Below are 16,547 nucleotides of genomic sequence, written 5' to 3'. Positions count from 1 at the left end.
GGGTGATGTGGAATGAGATGGCAACGCGGTTTTACGTTACTCGAAATTATGCTGGTGTTAGTGCTGCTCTCACTCAGTGCCGTTGTTGTGATTGCGACTTTACCCACCACTCAACATAGTGAAGCAGAGAAAAGTGCGCAAAGTCTTTTTCAACGTTTGCAGTTACTGAATGAAGAAGCGTTATTAAGCGGTTTAGATTTTGGATTGCGAGTAGATGAAAAAAATCACCGTCTTACCTTTTTGCAATTTACGCAAAAAGGGTGGCAACCAATAGACAAAATTGGTTTTGCTGCGCAGTTACCGTTAGATGACCGACTCGGCCTCCAATTTTCGGTTGGTGGTGGTGCTTGGCAGGACAAAGACAGGCTATTTATTCCCGGATCTTTATTTGATGAACAAATGTTTGCGGAATACCAAGAACAAAAAGCGCCGCCAACTCCCCAAGTTTTTATTTTATCGAGTGGTGAGGTAACGCCGTTTCATCTCTCTGTTTATCCTCTCCAGCAAAGTATGGCGAGTGGCTGGCAAGTTGTGGTGGAAGAAAATGGACAAATTCATTTACTTGCACCGGGAGAGTCAGATGATAAAGCATAAATTTGGGTTTACTTTATTGGAGGTCTTAATTGCCCTCGCTATTTTTTCCACGGCAGCAATCAGTGTGATTCGGGCCGTGACTCAACATATCAATACCATCAGCTATTTAGAAGAGAAAACGTTTGCTGCCATGGTTGCTGATAACCAGATGGCGAAAGTACACCTGAACGCAAAGTTGGCTGCCCAGAGTGAGGGGCACGAAGAATTGGCAGGGAGAACTTGGTATTGGCGAGTATCACCGGTCAAAACATCGAATACTATTTTGGCCGCTTTTGATGTCAGTGTTGCTGCGGAGGCAAAAACCTCCCCGATTATCACGGTAAGAAGCTATGTGGCGAAGTAAAGCACAAGGCGGTTTTACCTTAATTGAAGTTTTGGTCGCTATGGCTATTTTTGCCAGCCTGAGTGTGGCTGCTTATCAGGTGCTGTATCAAGTGCAGCAAAGCAATCAAGTCTCAGCCCAGCGAGAGGCTCGATTGAGCGAGTTACAGCGCGCAATGGTTATTATGGATACAGATTTTCGTCAAATGGCGTTGCGTGCTTTTCGTAGCCAAGGGGAATCGGCCTCTGCCCAACTGTTGCAGTGGCAGGATTATCTTCTGGATTCAGATACCAAAGGTCTTCGTTTTACACGCCTTGGTTGGCATAACCCTCAGCAACAATTTCCACGCGGAGAAGTGTTGAAGGTCGGCTATCGGATAAAAGATCAACGATTAGAACGGGTATGGTGGCGCTATCCTGATACACCTGCGGGTCAAGAGCCCATCATCGCACCTTTATTACGTGATGTTGAAGCGTGGTCGATCCGCTTTTATCTCAATGGGCAATGGTCTGAAACATGGGAAGCCGAACAAGCTCTGCCTCAAGCCATTTCAGTCGGTTTAACCTTAAAGGATTATGGAAAAATTGAGCGTATTTATTTGTTAACGGGCGGTGCATTGGGAGAGGCGAATGCGTTGTCATTATAACCAGCGTGGTGTGGCACTCATCATCGTTTTATTGCTATTGGCTGTTATGGTTTCTATTGCGGCAACCATGTCGCAACGGATGTTCAGCCAGTTTCAACGCGCTAATCATCAAGTGGGTTATCAACAAGCCTATTGGTATTCGATTGGGGTTGAAGCATTGGCAAAAGTGGCGATTGAACAGAGTTACAAAGACAACGATACCATTAACTTGAATCAGCCTTGGGCACAAAGCCAACGGACGTACCCGCTCGATTATGGACAAGTTACGGGGCATCTCATCGATAAACAAGCCTGCTTTAATGTGAATGTTTTTTCTGGGCTTCCACCGAGTAATGATAGTGCTCCGCCGTATGTCTATCGAGTTTGGCGATCTTTGCTCGATGAGTTAGACGTTGAAAATCACCAGGCTGAAACGATAGCCGATGCAACATGGGATTTTATTGATGCCGATGATCTGGTGAATCGAACCAATGGAGCGGAAGATGCGTTATATGAATCTATGGCTCCTGCTTATTTGGCTCCGAATGGGTTATTAGTGGATAGCAGTGAATTGAGAGCAGTCTATCAGGTGAGTGGTGACGTGATGTCTCAACTTACTTCTTATGTGTGTGCGCTCCCCAATCAAGATTGGCGGCTCAATATCAATACCCTTGCGCCAGAGCAAGCTAAATTACTGGTTGCGATGTTTAGCCCGTACTTGAATGAATCAAATGCCAAAGATGTATTAGAATCTCGCCCTTTTGATGGGTGGGAAAGCGTAGACAGTTTTTTAGCCGAGTCACCCATTGCGGCAGTCGAAAAGGCTCGTCGTGAAGAAGCTCGAGCTTACTTAGCTGTGGATAGCCAGTATTTTGAATTGGATGCGCAGGTAAAGGTGGATTCGTCACAAGTACGAATTCGTAGCCTGTTTTATAGTAGTAATAAAAAGGATGCAACGGTGATACGCCGTCGCTATGGAGGAGTCAGTGAGCGAGAGCTTAATCGTTCGGCTGAGTAGTCAACAACATGTGACCATTCCGTGGTTTATCTGGTCTTCTTCACAGCAGGAAGTGCTAGAGTATGGAGAACTGGCTAGTTGGCAACAACTTGAACAGTTGGCCCCGAAGGCGGCACAGCGTTCAACCGTGGTTTTATTAGCGAGCAGTGATGTGCTATTAACCGAAGTGACGATTCCATCTGGAGCTAGCCGCCAATTTTCATCTATTTTGCCTTATTTACTGGAGGATGAATTAGCTCAGGATGTGGACGAGTTGCATTTTTCTCTCTTGGATAAACAAGGTGATCACGCTTTTGTCGCGGTCATGGATCGACTTTGGCTACAATCGATATTAGATCGCCTTGAGCAATGCGGTTTTTCGGTAAAACGTGTTGTCCCTGATGTTTTTTCCATCCCCGTTAATCATGAAGGATTGAGTGCGTTGCAGATGGGGCAGCATTGGCTGATTCGCAAAGGAGAGTATGCGGGTGTTGGCATAGATAAAGAGTGGTTAACGTGGTTTTGTCATACTGAGTGGGTGAAAGGAACGGATAAACCGCTTTCTCTGATCGCTTATACGCCTTTACCGAAGGTGCCTTTAGTTGAAGATCAAGCTTGGGGGGAGAATCTTGAACATCCCTTGAACTCGCTGCTGTGTAAAGAGATTTTCCGTCATAAAATCAATGTGTTGACCGGAAGTTTTAAACCTAAATCCTCATGGCTCAAGTATGGGCTTATCTGGCGAAAAACCATGATTTCTGCTGTTGTCTTGCTGATGATTGTTATGGCGACACAAGGATTAAAAATTCACCAAGATAGTCTTACCGCACAAGTTTATCGTAGTGAAAGCGAACGTATTTTCAGAACCCTCTTCCCGGATAAACAACGTATCCCTACGGTGAGCTATTTAAAGCGACAAATGAGTGATGAAGTAAATAGGCTATCTGGTGGAAAGCAAGGGGAAACGGTACTCAACTGGCTTAACCTGTTGCCCGCAAGTATCGGGCAAGTTAAAGGTATGGAGATTCAAAGCTTACGTTTCGATGCCAATCGTGGAGAGCTTCGAGTGGAAGTGAGTGGCCCAGATTTTCAAACTTTTGAGCAGGCCAGAGTGACATTGACCCCCCATTTTTCTGTTGAACAGGGACAATTAAGTCGGAATGCAGAACGAGTATTAGGGTCATTTGTACTTAAACCAGTGTCAGGGCATGATGAATGAAACAGAAACTAACATCTTTCGTACTCTGGTGGCAGGGCATTAGTCTGCGTGAGCAGCAACTCTTGTTAATTGGAGGGGGGGCAGTATTGCTCGGTTTGCTTTACTGGGGGATTTTTGCTCCGCTGAGTCAGCAGAGTGCGGCAGCTAAAGTGCACATGAATAGTGAAAAGCAACTGCTTCAGTGGGTAGAGAGTACTGCCGATCAAATCGTGAGTTTGCGTCAGCAAGGGGGGGGCGTTTACTCAACCCAGCCTTTAAATCAGGTTATCGCTTCGTCGACGGGACAGTTTAAGATTGAGCTGGTTAGAGTTCAACCGCGTGGTGATCGAATGCAAGTTTGGATTCAACCGGTCCCTTTCTCTCAATTGATTGCGTGGTTGGCGCATTTGAAAGAGCGGCAAGGGATTGATGTTGAGTTTATGGATCTTGAACGGGGAAAAGTTTCAGGCGTGGTTGAAGTTAGGCGTTTGCAGTTCAAACGGGTAGGATGAAATGAAACCAATCGTGGGTTATATCAGTTTATTTATATTGGTGATGCTCGTCAGTGCGGTCGTGCATTTACCTGCTCAGATTGCTTTGTCGCATCTTCCTCTTCCCTCGCATCTGTCCGTACAAGGGGTAAGCGGAACGGTATGGAATGGCAGTGCAAAGCAGGTTCATTGGCAGCAGAAAAATTGGGGAGAGGTAAAGTGGCAATGGGAAGGGGCTGCTTTGTTAAAGGCGAAAGCGCAGCTTCATGTGCGTTTTGGGCGAGGAAGCGATCAAAACGTGCAAGGAAAAGGGGTGGTGGGATACGATTTTTCTGGCCCATTTGTTCAGAATATGGTGGTTTCTCTACCCATTAAGCAGGTGCAGCCTTACTTAACGCTTCCTGTCCCCGTGACTTTACAAGGGCAAATAGAGCTTACACTACGAGATTACCGCTATCAGTCTCCTTGGTGTGTTCAGGGGGAAGGCGTACTGGCTTGGACGGAAAGTGAAATCGGGACGCCATTGGGAGCATTGGCGTTGGGGCCTGTTATGGCTGATATTTCCTGCCAGGAAAATGTGCTGAAGATACACGGTAGTCAACAGAATACGCAGATGAGCAGTGAATTCTCGGCCAAGATACAAGACGATCATCGTTTCAGTGCTCAAGCTTGGTTTAAACCGGGTGTTGATTTTCCCACAAGCTTGGAACAACAGTTGAAATATTTACCGACCCCTGATGGGTTAGGTCGCTATTCATTTAATCAGCAAGGGCGTTTCTAGTAGGGCAGGGCGAGATGCCCTGCTTCAGTCAATTTTTACCCGTTAAGATTTCATGCCAAGGTAAATCCGCATCCCCCAGAACAATGAAATTGGGGTTTTCTAGTGTATCCCGTTCATTATAAGAGAGAGGGTCGAGCTGAGTATCGAGAATTCGTCCTCCGGCTTCCTCCACAATACATTGTGTTGCTGCGGTATCCCATTCACCGGTTGGGCCCAGCCTTAGGTAACAGTCAACGGCCCCTTCTGCCACTAAGCAGGCTTTGAGTGCTGCTGAACCAAGGGGGACTAACTCATAGTTCCACTGTGCACTCAAACATTGCGTGATTTGGTTAATATCTTGTCGGCGGCTAATCGCAATAGCGATAGATTGACCGGGAAGCTCATGTTTATGGCTATGAATTCTCAAGCTTTCTGACATGTCTGGAATTTTCCATGCCCCTTTGCCTTTGTAGGCGTAGTAGGTCACGCCAGAAACAGGTCCATAGACCACGCCCATGACGGGTTGATGGTGTTCAACTAGAGCAATGACGGTGGCAAAGTCACCGCTGCGAGCAATAAACTCTTGGGTACCATCTAAAGGGTCGACTAACCAGTATCGTTGCCAAGTTTCACGGGTGGTTAAACTGATATCAGCCGCTTCTTCTGATAACACGGGAATATCGGGGGTGAGCTCTTTTAACCGCTCTGTCACCAGTTTGTGTGCTGCAAGATCGGCACTGGTGACCGGCGTATCGTCTATTTTTGTAAAGGCTTCATAGGATTTATTTTCATAAATATCCAGAATAAGCTGGCCTGCAGAGCGCGCAATGCTGATCACTTCAGGTAATAAATGAGCAAGATCTTTGACCGTTGGCATACGCTTTCCTATCGCTGAATGTGAGGGGCAGATAAACAACGGAGAGTAAGCAGGAGTGCACTAATACTGCGAGCCTCACTAAAATCAAGGTGAGTCAGTAAATCTTCTGCTTGAGCTAAAGGCCAGCGTACGATATCTAATGGTTCCGGCTCGTCACCCTCTAACTGTTCTGAGTATAGCCCCTGAGCAATAAAAAGGGTCATTCGACTGGAAAAATAAGACGGTGCCAGAACAACTTCTTTTAATGGTGTGAGTTGGGTCGCTCCCATGCCGATTTCTTCTTTTAATTCACGATTTGCCGCTTCGGTCGGTGATTCTCCGGGGTCGATTAAACCTTTGGGAAAGCCGAGTTCATACTGCTCTGTCCCGACGGCGTATTCCCGAACTAATAAAATATCCCCTTGTTCAGTAATTGGAACCATCATAACGGCATTTCGCCCACTGGGTTTCATGCGCTCATAGGTTCGTTCTTCCCCATTTGAGAAGCGGAGATCGAGCGACTCTATCGAAAAAAGCTGAGATTGAGCAACGGTGCGCTGCATCAAAATCTCCGGTGGGGTTTTAGAGGACATCGGCGAACTCCTTCATAGACAACTCTTTCTTAATATATGAGAAAAAAAGGCCTGTGAGAATAAAAAAAGCTGATGCTAGGCATCAGCTTATCGGCAAAACTCGTATTAGTAATAAGAGTGCTCACCTCGGTCATGTTCAGTAGAGTCTCGTACAGCCGTGAGCTCCCCTTCAAATTGAGCAAGCAGTTCTTTTTCAATCCCTTCTTTTAGCGTGACATCAACCATTGAACAACCATTACAACCGCCGCCAAACTGCACTAAGGCAATGCCATCATCGGTAATATCGATCAAACTAACATGGCCACCATGTCCGGCAAGTTGAGGGTTAACTTGTGTCTGAATCGCGTATTCAACACGGGCCATGAGAGGAGCATCATCCGCGACTTTACGCATTTTAGCGTTAGGGGCTTTAAGCGTGAGTTGCGATCCCATTTTGTCGGTAACAAAATCAATTTCTGCCTCTTCAAGAAAAGGAAGGCTGAGTTCATCAACATAGGCTGAAAAACCGCTAAAGGCGATTTCCGTATCGGTAGCTTCTACCGCTTCTGGTGGGCAGTAAGAGACGCCACATTCTGCATTCTGTGTTCCTGGATTAACCACAAACACACGAATATTCGTTCCTTCAGGCTGCTGAGCCAGAAGTTTAGCGAAGTGGGATTGGGCAGATTCTGTAATAGTAATAGTATTTGACACGACGAATACCTGAGTAATTTTGTAGGCTATTTAGTCACCATTCTACTCCTGTCACGCAGAGGATCCAGCCCTTTTTTATGATCGAGGTATTAAGGGATCGCTCGGCTCAGGAGTGCGGCATAGACAGTAAATATCAATCCTTTCGATGCCGACTTCAAGTAGTAAATAGCATAATTGTCGCATGGTACTGCCTGTGGTGACTACATCATCGACAATCGCAATATGTGAATGTTCAGGAAGCTGTTTAATCTGAAATGCGGCTTTTAAATTATGTTCTCGTTGTTGCTTGGTCAATGATTGTTGGGCGGGTGTTGCTAACCGGCGCGCAAAGATCGTTGGGGAAAAATGACAGCCGAGTTGCTTTGCTAATCCTTGCGCTAATAACTCACTTTGATTAAAGCCTCTGTACCATTGGCGGCGCCAGTGAAGCGGAACAGAGGTGATTAAAGGGGCGGGGTGTTGTATTTGCTGAGCAAGGCGGGCGGCGAGGTGACGTGCTTGCCAGAATTGGCGTTGATATTTGAATTGGTGAATGGTGTGGCTGAGCGGAAATTGATAGTCACCAATGCAAAAGAGACGCTGCCAAGGAGGGGAAGAGTGTAAACAGTGGCCGCATACATCAGTGGCGGTTACACTGGGAAGTCCACAGCGTGGGCAGCGCTGTATGGGAGAAAACCAAGATTGGCAAGCGGAGCAGACACCATATTGCGCTTGATGATCTAAAGGAAGGTGACATAAAGTACAGGCTGGAGCTAACCAAGTGCTTATTTTCTTAAGAGAAGCGATAAAATAAGGGGGCATTCGTTGGCCTTAAAGAGGGGAAACCATCTCTATTTTGCCGTTTTAGTGGGTGAACAAGGCTGGTTTTGGTAGGAGAAAAGGTGAGCATGACAACAGATCTCTATTGGCAAGTCAAAGGTGAAGGACCCGATCTGGTGCTTGTTCATGGTTGGGGAATGAATGGAGCGGTGTGGGAACAAGCCTGTGAGCAATTACAGGATAAATTTCGAGTTCATATGGTGGATCTTCCTGGTTATGGGCACAGTGCAGAGTTTTGTGCTGACGATCTCGCTCAGATAGCGCAGGCATTAGTGAAGCAAGCACCTCGAAAAGCGGTTTGGGTGGGCTGGTCATTAGGGGGATTGGTCGCTACTTATATGGCACTGAACTACCCAGATTATGTGGTCAAGCTGATTACCGTTGCCTCTTCTCCCAAATTTGCGGCAGCAGAGCAAGAATATCCCACGTGGCGAGGAATTAAACCTCATGTGCTCACGGCTTTTACTGAGCAACTATTGACCGATTTTCATCCGACAGTAGAACGCTTTTTAGCCCTACAAGCAATGGGTAGCCCTTCGGCACGGCAAGATATTAAGCGATTAAAGCAAGCGATTTTATCTCGTCCTGCCCCCAATCCCACCGCGTTATTGTCTGGGTTAAAAATCTTAGCCAATACGGATTTGCGCCCACAACTGGCCCAGCTTTCGACGCCTACTTTGCGATTATATGGGCGATTGGATGGCTTAGTCCCCGTTAAAATTGCGCAAGAATTAAACGACTTGATGCCAGAAAGTGGCGTGCATATTTTTCCACTCTCAGCCCACGCCCCATTTTTGACCGAGCTGGATGATTTCTGTCAGCAAATCATTCAGTTTGCAAATAATGTGTAAATTTTGTTTCCAACCCGTAAATTAGCCCTAAATTTTTTCTTTGGTTGGCCGATAGTTAAGCTAACCCGAAAGCGTTAAAGCGCATGAGGGACGGGCGATGCTGAGGAGGTTTCGGCTATGATCGTGTCACCAGCAAATGTGAGTGTGCCACTTATCGCCCCATCAGTGAATGTGCAGACAGAGCAAGCGTCGAGAGATAATCGTATTCGTGCGCCTGTGACGGCAACCGTAGAGCTGACCAAATCTCAGGCTGAGCGTAACATCAAAGCAGACGATAAGCGGCGTAAACAATCGGCTTGGGATCCTGCGGAACATCCTGGCTATGAGAAGGAAAGTGAACAAGAGGCGATGGCGTTGTTACGTGAGGAATCGCGTAGTGAGTTAGATCGATTGTTTGATTTACTCGCCTTAGCCTCTTATAGCGAAGAGCAAGGTAAAGGTTATGCGATGCGCTTTCGATTGCCAAAGCGAATCATTGATGCTGCGATAGCTGAGGGCAGAATGGCTCGTCGGCGTACCGTGATCAAATTCTATTACGGGCACGCTGTCGCACCCAATACGCCATCAGATGTGATAGCGGTCTTGTAGTTATCATCAAGCTTGTGATGATAAAAGACAAAAATCCCCACAGACCAACGTCTGTGGGGATTTTCTTTTTTGTCTAACGGCGTTTCTGTATGCCGCTATTTCTTCGCTTTTGCAAAAGCGGCAGCAAAGGCACCGCTCATTGCGCCACTTTGATGACTCTCTTCATGGCGACGTGCCATTTTTTCCGGTCGCGGAGATGAAAGACGAGCAGAGCGTGCTGCACTTTGCCCAGGTTCATCGGTTAAGCGCATAGAAAGGGCAATTCGCTTACGCTGTGTATCGACTTCCATCACTTTCACTTTGACGATATCGCCCGCTTTTACTACTTCTCTTGGGTCGGAGATAAATCGATCCGTCAGCGCTGAAATATGAACCAATCCATCTTGATGAACACCAATATCCACAAAAGCACCAAAGTTGGCGACATTGGAGACGACCCCTTCGAGCACCATCCCAACTTCTAGATCTGCCACACTGTTGACACCCTCTGCAAAGGTTGCCGTTTTAAATTCAGGACGAGGGTCTCGCCCCGGTTTATCCAGCTCTTTAATGATGTCAGTAATGGTGGGAATACCGAAAAGATCGTTGGTGTAATCCACGGCACGTAGAGAACGTAAGAATTCACTATTACCGATTAGCGATTTGATCTCTTGGCTGTTTTTTTCTGCAATGGCTTTGACTACCGGATAAGCTTCAGGGTGCACAGCGGAAGCATCTAGTGGGTTTTTCCCATCCATAATACGTAAGAATCCTGCGCATTGCTCAAAGGCTTTCGGCCCAAGACGAGGCACTTTTTTCAAGGTGCTACGGCTATCAAAGCGACCATTGTCATCACGATAATCAACGATATTCTGAGCTAAGGTGGTTGATAGCCCCGCGACACGAGTCAATAGTGCTGCCGATGCTGTATTGACATCAACACCAACGGCGTTCACACAATCTTCCACTACGGCATCGAGGCGTTTTGCCAACAATGCTTGACTCACATCATGTTGATATTGACCTACCCCAATGGATTTAGGATCAATTTTGACTAACTCAGCTAAGGGATCTTGCAGGCGGCGAGCAATGGAGACGGCACCTCGTAGTGAGACATCCATATTAGGGAATTCTTTTGCCGCCAGTTCTGAGGCGGAATAAACGGAGGCTCCGGCTTCGCTGACCATGATTTTTTGAACGTTGAGATTTCCACGTTTGATTAAATCAGCCGCAAAACTGTCCGTCTCTCTTGAAGCCGTACCATTTCCGATGGCGATCAAATCAACGTGATGTTTTTTGACCAATGCGGCGACCGTTTGCATGGCGCGATCGTATTGATTTTGTGGCTGATGCGGATAAATGGTATCGGTGGCGAGTACTTTTCCTGTTGCATCAACAACGGCGACTTTACAGCCGGTACGTAGCCCAGGATCGAGCCCCAGCGTTGCTCTAGGGCCAGCAGGCGCCGCCATTAATAGGTCTTTAAGGTTGGTGGCAAAAACCTCTATGGCTTCGATTTCCGCTCGCTCTTTCATCGCTCCCATCAATTCGGTTTCCATATGCATAGAAACTTTAATTCGCCATGCCCAACTGATCACTTGTTTACGCCAAGAATCCGCCGGTGCTTGGCTAAGTGGTAAACCATAATGCTCCGCAATCAAGGTTTCACAATAGGAGTGGCGAAGCGTCTCTTCTTGTTCTGGGTCAGCATTGAGGCTTAGCGTTAAAAAGCCTTCATTGCGACCGCGCAGCATGGCTAATGCTCGATGGGAAGGCACTTTGCTGATCGGCTCTCGATGCGCAAAATAATCTTTAAACTTCTCTCCCTCTTGCTCTTTACCACTGACAACCAATGAAACAATTTCTGCGTAGCGCTGAAGGTATTGACGTATTTTGGCCAGTAGGTCGGCATCTTCGGCAATTCGCTCCATAATGATAGCCCGTGCACCATCAAGAGCGGCTTTGGTATCGGTGATACCTTTATCTGGGGATAAGTAACGGTTTGCTTCTTGATCGGGGTCGACATCGGCTTGTTGCCATAAACGGTCGGCCAAAGGTTCAAGCCCAGCTTCAATAGCAATTTGTCCTTTGGTTCGGCGCTTGGGTTTATAAGGGAGGTAGAGATCTTCTAAGCGCGTTTTACTATCTGCAGTGAGAATCGCTTGTTCTAATTGGGTTGTTAATTTGCCTTGTTCTTGAATGGATTTGAGGATGGATTGGCGACGATCATCCATCTCTCGTAAGTAAGTAAGCCGGCTATCTAAATGACGCAGTTGCGTGTCATCTAAACCGCCCGTTACCTCTTTACGGTAACGGGCGATAAAGGGAACGGTATTACCGTCATCAATTAGGGTTACAGCGGCGATCACTTGTTCGGAGCGAACATTCAACTCCTCCGCAATTTGTTGGCAGATAGCTTGGCTCATCCGTAGTCTCTCTGTCTATCAATGATATACGGATTGTACGTAGCCAATTATCTGCTGCAACGTCTTTTATGCCATTGCTTAGTATTACGAACGATTTTTAACGAAACTCAGACAAGCGGAGTAAAAAATAAAGCCGTAACCCAGAAGCTCTAACCCTTCTTGTAGGGCATTTTTGAAGCCGTGCTCATAGGCATCCCCCATGATTCCGATCCAAAATAGACTGCCACTGCCAAACACTCGGCTAAAGATAAGCAGAATTAACAGGCCAATTAACAAAAAGGGATAGGCTTTGGTTTGAGTAAAATCGGCCATCGGTTTCAGTACTGTACCTTGGCAACGAAATTTGGCATAACCGATGGAGAATAGTGCACAAAATAATGCGGGAATAACCCAAAAGCCATGCCAAAGAAGATCAAAAAACTGGTCAAGTTCACGAATCACAATGCATAAGAAAAAACCTGCCACAAGGGTATAGAAACCACGGGCTTGTGGTAACTTGTAGGCCAGTTTTGTAAATAATAGTGCACTGATTAGAGCAAACAGTTCTTGGGTAATTTCGGTCGCTCCAATTTCTGGTACACCGTGTTGGAAAATGTTGAGATCCACATAGACCATGATGGGAGCCAGTAACGTTAAGAAAGTCAGTAATAGAGCTTCGAGAATATGTCGTTGAACCGTCTGCCAAGCGGTAAGCTGTCTCATTGGGATATCCTAGTTATGGGGGAAAAGTGATTGATTATTATATGAACGCTGTTTTTAATTTCAAGTTTTTGTGTGACTCTTATCACGAAAATAAATTATTTTAATTTTTGTAATTATCTTGTCATTGAGGTAGATAGTGAAAACTAAGCTTATTACGCGTGCTGGTTACCAGCAACTTAAGCAGGAACATGACCATTTATGGCATGAAAAACGCCCTGAAGTTACCAAGATTGTGACGTGGGCGGCCAGCCTGGGTGATCGTTCAGAAAATGCGGATTACACGTTTAATAAGCGTTTATTGCGCCAAATTGATCGTCGAGTCCGTTACTTACGTAAATTATTGCCAGAGTTGACGATAGTGGATTACTCTCCTCAGCAGGAAGGTCGAGTCTTCTTTGGGGCTTGGGTTGAAATAGAGAATGAAGCGGGAGAAACAAAAACCTTACGCATTGTTGGCCCTGAAGAGATTTATGGTGAAGCGAAAGGGTATATTTCTATTGATTCTCCGATGGCTCGGGCGTTATTAAAAAAGCAAGTAGATGAAGAAGTCACCGTAAAAACCCCAACTGGTGATAAACTCTGGTTTATTAATGCTATTCGTTATGAAAAGAGCTAATCAGCCAATGATATGAGCTGGGGCTAGGAAGTGTATGCAAAAGAAAATAAGACCTACCTTGCAAGACATTGCCGATCAGGTTGGTATTACCAAGATGACCGTATCGCGTTATTTACGTGATCCCAGTTCGGTGGCTGAAAAGACGCAAAAAAAAATCGCACAAGTGATTGAACAACTGGGCTATATCCATAATCGAGTTCCGTCCATTATGTCTAAGTCTTCCAGTCGGGCGATTGGTATTATTCTTCCTTCACTGTCGAATCAGGTGTTTGCTCATCTGGTGCAAGGCATCGAAGAAGTGACTCAAGCGGCGGGCTACGATACCTTGATTGCTCATACTGGGTATAATGCGCAAGCGGAGGAAGAAAAAATTGCCGCTTTTCTTTCTTATCGGGTGGATGCGTTGATTTTAACGGAAACCAACCATACTGAACGTTCTTTACAGATGCTCAAATCAGCGGGAATTCCGGTCGTGGAGACGATGGAGATTCCGGCGAGCCCCATTGATATGGCGGTTGGACTGGATCATGAACAGATCTCCTATGAAGTGATACAGAAAATGATCGCTCGCGGCCGGCAAAAAATTATTTATCTTGGGGCGCGATTAGATACTCGAACCCAGTTACGGATGCAAGGCTATCGGCGAGCGATGGAAGAAGCGGAGCTATTGCCTATTCAGGTCTCCACTGGGGAACACTCGAGCTTTACTTTGGGCGGGGAGCTATTACAGCAGGCGCTGGAGCAATACCCAGATATGGATGCGATTTTCTGTACCAATGATGATTTAGCGATTGGTGCCATGATGTACTGTTCTCATCATGGTATTGCGGTGCCCCAGCAAATTGCGGTGGTGGGATATAATGCGCTGGATATTGGTCAGGCGATTATTCCTAAATTAACCAGTGTTGAAACCCCTCGTTTTGCCATTGGTAAAAAAAGTGCCGAGCTATTGCTAGCGGCACTTTCTGGTCAAACGGTTGAACCCAAAGTCTATGATTTAGGTTATCGACTGACTCCTGGTGAAAGCTGGTAATCAAGGCTTGAGTGGAGCAAAGAGGAAGGTGGCTCCTTGATCGGCGGGGGTCACGTGTTGACGGGCAATCGTAAACAGTTCACGCCCCCAGCTCTGCTGTTCTTGCTCCGTGAATGGAGCGCTAGGTTGACGGCCTGCTAACTCTTCTAAACAGATCAACTCCCCATGCTGAGCATCTAACCGTAATCGATCACCGTTGCGGAGCAGCCCGATAGCACCGCCACGTAACGCTTCTGGAGAGACATGTATCGCTGCCGGAATTTTTCCTGAAGCGCCAGATAAACGTCCATCGGTCACTAACGCAACTTTATAACCGGCTTTTTGTACGTTACCGAGAATCGGCATTAATTTATGCAGCTCTGGCATACCATTGGCGGCGGGACCACTATAACGAACCACGACAATGCAGTCTTGATTCAGCTTTCCGGCCTGATACGCGGCTTCGACATCATGTTGTGAATCAAACACTTTAGCGGGCGCTTCAATATAGTGATGATCGCTTTTGACTGCTGAAATCTTAATCACCGCTTGCCCAAGATTTCCTTTTAGTACCTTGATCCCACCGCTGGTTTGAAACCGATGATTTTGCGCCGCGATCACTTGTGGGTCTTGGCTATCTTGGCAGGCTTGCCAGTGTAGCTGTCCATCAATCAGAGTCGGGCGTGTTAATTGATCACTAAATTGACCAAAGGCAGGTGTTGCATCAGTGTGTAATAGATGCCGTTCATGTAAACGCGTCATTAGCATAGGAACGCCGCCTGCTTGTTCGAAGGCATTGATATCTGCGCTGCCGTTCGGGTACACATTGGCAAGCAGAGGAACCACTTGAGATAAATCACTGATGTCTTGCCAAGTGAGAATCAAGCCAGCGGCACGGGCGAGTGCTACCAAATGAATCGTGTGGTTAGTGCTGCCTCCAGAAGCTAATAGAGCGACTAACCCGTTGACGACGCTTTTTTCTGTCACGACGTGGCTGAGAGGGCGATAGTTAGGCGTTCCCGGAGCCATTGTCGCAATCATTTTGGCGGCATAGTCGGTTAGCGCGTGGCGAAGCGGAGTATTGGGTGGCACAAACGCTGACCCAGGGAGCATTAATCCCATCGCTTCAAAGACTAATTGATTGGTGTTGGCCGTGCCATAAAAGGTGCAGGTACCCGGTGAGTGATAAGAGCTGCACTCCATGTTAAGTAAGGCTTCTCGGCCGACTTGTCCTGCGCTGTATTTTTGTCGAATATCGACTTTCTCTTCATTGCTGATCCCGGTTGACATCGGACCCGCAGGAATAAAGGCGGTGGGAAGGTGCGCGTAACTGAGCGCTCCCATCAATTGCCCTGGAGCAATTTTGTCACAGATCCCGAGGAGCAGAGTACCATCAAACATATTGTGGCTAAGTGACATCGCGGTTGCTTGAGCAATCAGATCGCGGGAAAACAGTGACATATCCATGCCCGGTTGACCTTGGGTTACGCCATCGCACATGGCGGGGACGCCGCCCGCGACCTGTGCCGTGTGGCCACAAGTGTTGAGCGCTGTTTTAATTCGCTCAGGATAGTCCAGATAGACTTGATGGGCGCTGAGCATATCATTATAGGCGGTGATGATCGCCACGTTGGATTTGGTTAGATCAAGAATATGGGACTTTTCACTTTGGCAGGAGGCGGCAATAGCATGGGCCAAATTGCCACAAGATAGGCTTGCTTTTCCTTTACCTTGTGCTCGTTGCTGCTCTGTGCGAGTTAAAAATTCATGGCGTAATGTTTGGCTTCGAGCCGCGATTCGGTCTGTAACCTCTAGCACCGTTTTATCTATCATGGCTAGGCCTCCCGTTGTTGTAGCGCGGAGATCGCCCGTTCAACGACATGGTCAATATCACCGGCAATACTGATAGTGAGAACATCGGTTTCTTCTGCACTAGGACGTTGTAAGGTGGCAAACTGGCTCTCTAACATATCAATTTTCATAAAATGCCCCTGACGTGCTCTCATTCGTTCGATGATGAGATCTTTATCTCCATCGAGAAAGAGGAAGGTGACATTTTGATTGCCGTCTCGGATCTGATCTCGATATGCTTTTTTGAGTGCAGAGCAGACGATGATGCCTTGTTCACTTTTATTTTCTAAACTGAATGCCGCGTCTCGGATACGTTCTAGCCAAGGAGCCCGGTCATGATCATTCAATGGCTCACCATGGCGCATTTTTTCAATATTGGCGCGAGGATGGAGATCATCACCATCAATAAATTTGGCACCAAGGCATTGGGCGATCAACGCACCAATGGTACTTTTCCCGCATCCACTGACACCCATTACAATAATGCTATTACCCGTCATAGCGACTCCTTAATACGAGATCTGAGCCAGATCTCAATTTTGAACTTTGCCGTAAGAATTGACTTTATCTTAGT

The 16,547-nt window shown here is 46.8% G+C and carries 19 protein-coding genes; 11 read left to right on the top strand and 8 right to left on the bottom strand.

Annotated elements, in window-relative coordinates; genetic code table 11:
• Window positions 1-12 precede the first annotated feature (12 nt).
• Genes gspH through B5D54_RS13875 form a run of 7 tightly spaced genes read left to right on the top strand, consistent with a single transcriptional unit; the run spans window position 13 to window position 5,008 of the window.
• A complete protein-coding gene (gspH, locus tag B5D54_RS13905) occupies window positions 13-594 on the top strand; it encodes a type II secretion system minor pseudopilin GspH (protein WP_078927163.1) in 582 nt (193 codons plus the stop codon).
• Window positions 584-937, top strand: a complete 354-nt coding sequence (gene gspI / locus B5D54_RS13900; RefSeq protein ID WP_172459890.1) for a type II secretion system minor pseudopilin GspI — start codon at window positions 584-586, stop codon at window positions 935-937. The genes gspH and gspI overlap by 11 nt, the downstream gene beginning before the upstream one ends.
• Window positions 924-1,562 carry a type II secretion system minor pseudopilin GspJ gene (gene gspJ, locus B5D54_RS13895; protein WP_078927161.1) on the top strand — a complete coding sequence of 213 codons (639 nt, stop codon included), beginning with the start codon at window positions 924-926 and terminating at the stop codon, window positions 1,560-1,562. The genes gspI and gspJ overlap by 14 nt, the downstream gene beginning before the upstream one ends.
• Entirely contained in the window at window positions 1,546-2,559 is a 1,014-nt protein-coding gene (gene gspK, locus B5D54_RS13890; RefSeq protein ID WP_078927160.1) for a type II secretion system minor pseudopilin GspK, read from the top strand. Before gspJ ends, gspK begins: the two co-directional genes overlap by 17 nt.
• A complete protein-coding gene (gene gspL / locus B5D54_RS13885) occupies window positions 2,528-3,757 on the top strand; it encodes a type II secretion system protein GspL (protein ID WP_078927159.1) in 1,230 nt (409 codons plus the stop codon). The genes gspK and gspL overlap by 32 nt, the downstream gene beginning before the upstream one ends.
• Complete coding sequence (locus tag B5D54_RS13880; RefSeq protein ID WP_078927158.1) at window positions 3,754-4,248, top strand: type II secretion system protein M; 495 nt, start codon at window positions 3,754-3,756, stop codon at window positions 4,246-4,248. Before gspL ends, B5D54_RS13880 begins: the two co-directional genes overlap by 4 nt.
• 1 nt (window position 4,249) lies before the next feature.
• Window positions 4,250-5,008 (top strand): type II secretion system protein N, encoded by a 759-nt coding sequence (locus B5D54_RS13875; RefSeq protein WP_078927157.1) that lies wholly within the window; start codon window positions 4,250-4,252, stop codon window positions 5,006-5,008.
• Between the two features lie 28 nt (window positions 5,009-5,036).
• Here B5D54_RS13875 and cysQ read toward each other — a convergent pair whose 3' ends face one another.
• The 4 genes from cysQ to B5D54_RS13855 all read right to left on the bottom strand — a co-directional run bounded on the left by cysQ (window position 5,037) and on the right by B5D54_RS13855 (window position 7,930).
• Window positions 5,037-5,864, bottom strand: a complete 828-nt coding sequence (gene cysQ / locus B5D54_RS13870) for a 3'(2'),5'-bisphosphate nucleotidase CysQ (protein WP_078927156.1) — start codon at window positions 5,862-5,864, stop codon at window positions 5,037-5,039.
• 8 nt (window positions 5,865-5,872) lie between these two features.
• Entirely contained in the window at window positions 5,873-6,436 is a 564-nt protein-coding gene (gene nudE, locus B5D54_RS13865) for an ADP compounds hydrolase NudE (protein WP_078927155.1), read from the bottom strand.
• Between the two features lie 105 nt (window positions 6,437-6,541).
• Window positions 6,542-7,129 (bottom strand): Fe-S biogenesis protein NfuA, encoded by a 588-nt coding sequence (gene nfuA / locus B5D54_RS13860; RefSeq protein WP_078927154.1) that lies wholly within the window; start codon window positions 7,127-7,129, stop codon window positions 6,542-6,544.
• A gap of 75 nt (window positions 7,130-7,204) precedes the next feature.
• Window positions 7,205-7,930 (bottom strand): ComF family protein, encoded by a 726-nt coding sequence (locus B5D54_RS13855; RefSeq protein WP_078927153.1) that lies wholly within the window; start codon window positions 7,928-7,930, stop codon window positions 7,205-7,207.
• An 86-nt stretch (window positions 7,931-8,016) separates the two neighbouring features.
• Here B5D54_RS13855 and bioH point away from each other — a divergent pair, with 86 nt between their 5' ends.
• Entirely contained in the window at window positions 8,017-8,799 is a 783-nt protein-coding gene (gene bioH, locus B5D54_RS13850) for a pimeloyl-ACP methyl ester esterase BioH (protein WP_078927152.1), read from the top strand.
• Window positions 8,800-8,916: 117 nt separating this feature from the next.
• Window positions 8,917-9,387, top strand: a complete 471-nt coding sequence (locus tag B5D54_RS13845; RefSeq protein WP_078927151.1) for an ATP-dependent Lon protease — start codon at window positions 8,917-8,919, stop codon at window positions 9,385-9,387.
• Window positions 9,388-9,482: 95 nt separating this feature from the next.
• Here the strand turns inward: B5D54_RS13845 and B5D54_RS13840 are convergent, their stop codons facing one another.
• Window positions 9,483-11,792: a Tex family protein gene (locus tag B5D54_RS13840; RefSeq protein WP_078927150.1), complete on the bottom strand. Its 2,310-nt coding sequence runs from the start codon at window positions 11,790-11,792 to the stop codon at window positions 9,483-9,485.
• An 84-nt stretch (window positions 11,793-11,876) separates the two neighbouring features.
• Window positions 11,877-12,494 carry a hypothetical protein gene (locus B5D54_RS13835; RefSeq protein WP_078927149.1) on the bottom strand — a complete coding sequence of 206 codons (618 nt, stop codon included), beginning with the start codon at window positions 12,492-12,494 and terminating at the stop codon, window positions 11,877-11,879.
• Between the two features lie 136 nt (window positions 12,495-12,630).
• On the opposite strand from B5D54_RS13835, the gene greB reads away from it, so the two are divergent.
• Both greB and B5D54_RS13825 read left to right on the top strand, forming a co-directional pair.
• The gene (greB, locus tag B5D54_RS13830) at window positions 12,631-13,110 is read left to right on the top strand and encodes a transcription elongation factor GreB (protein WP_078927148.1); all 480 of its coding nucleotides are present in this window, start codon (window positions 12,631-12,633) and stop codon (window positions 13,108-13,110) included.
• A 34-nt stretch (window positions 13,111-13,144) separates the two neighbouring features.
• Complete coding sequence (locus B5D54_RS13825) at window positions 13,145-14,143, top strand: LacI family DNA-binding transcriptional regulator (RefSeq protein ID WP_078927147.1); 999 nt, start codon at window positions 13,145-13,147, stop codon at window positions 14,141-14,143.
• On the opposite strand, the gene edd is transcribed toward B5D54_RS13825, so the two are convergent.
• Both edd and B5D54_RS13815 read right to left on the bottom strand, forming a co-directional pair.
• Window positions 14,144-15,955: a phosphogluconate dehydratase gene (gene edd, locus B5D54_RS13820; protein WP_078927146.1), complete on the bottom strand. Its 1,812-nt coding sequence runs from the start codon at window positions 15,953-15,955 to the stop codon at window positions 14,144-14,146.
• Between the two features lie 2 nt (window positions 15,956-15,957).
• Window positions 15,958-16,473: a gluconokinase gene (locus tag B5D54_RS13815; protein WP_078927145.1), complete on the bottom strand. Its 516-nt coding sequence runs from the start codon at window positions 16,471-16,473 to the stop codon at window positions 15,958-15,960.
• Between the last annotated feature and the right edge of the window lie 74 nt (window positions 16,474-16,547).

This window comes from Vibrio cincinnatiensis DSM 19608, from assembly GCF_900167345.1.
Classification (GTDB): Bacteria; Pseudomonadota; Gammaproteobacteria; order Enterobacterales; family Vibrionaceae; genus Vibrio; species Vibrio cincinnatiensis.
The sequence above is the reverse complement of the archived record's forward strand: the minus strand, read 5'-3'. Positions and strand labels throughout refer to the sequence as shown.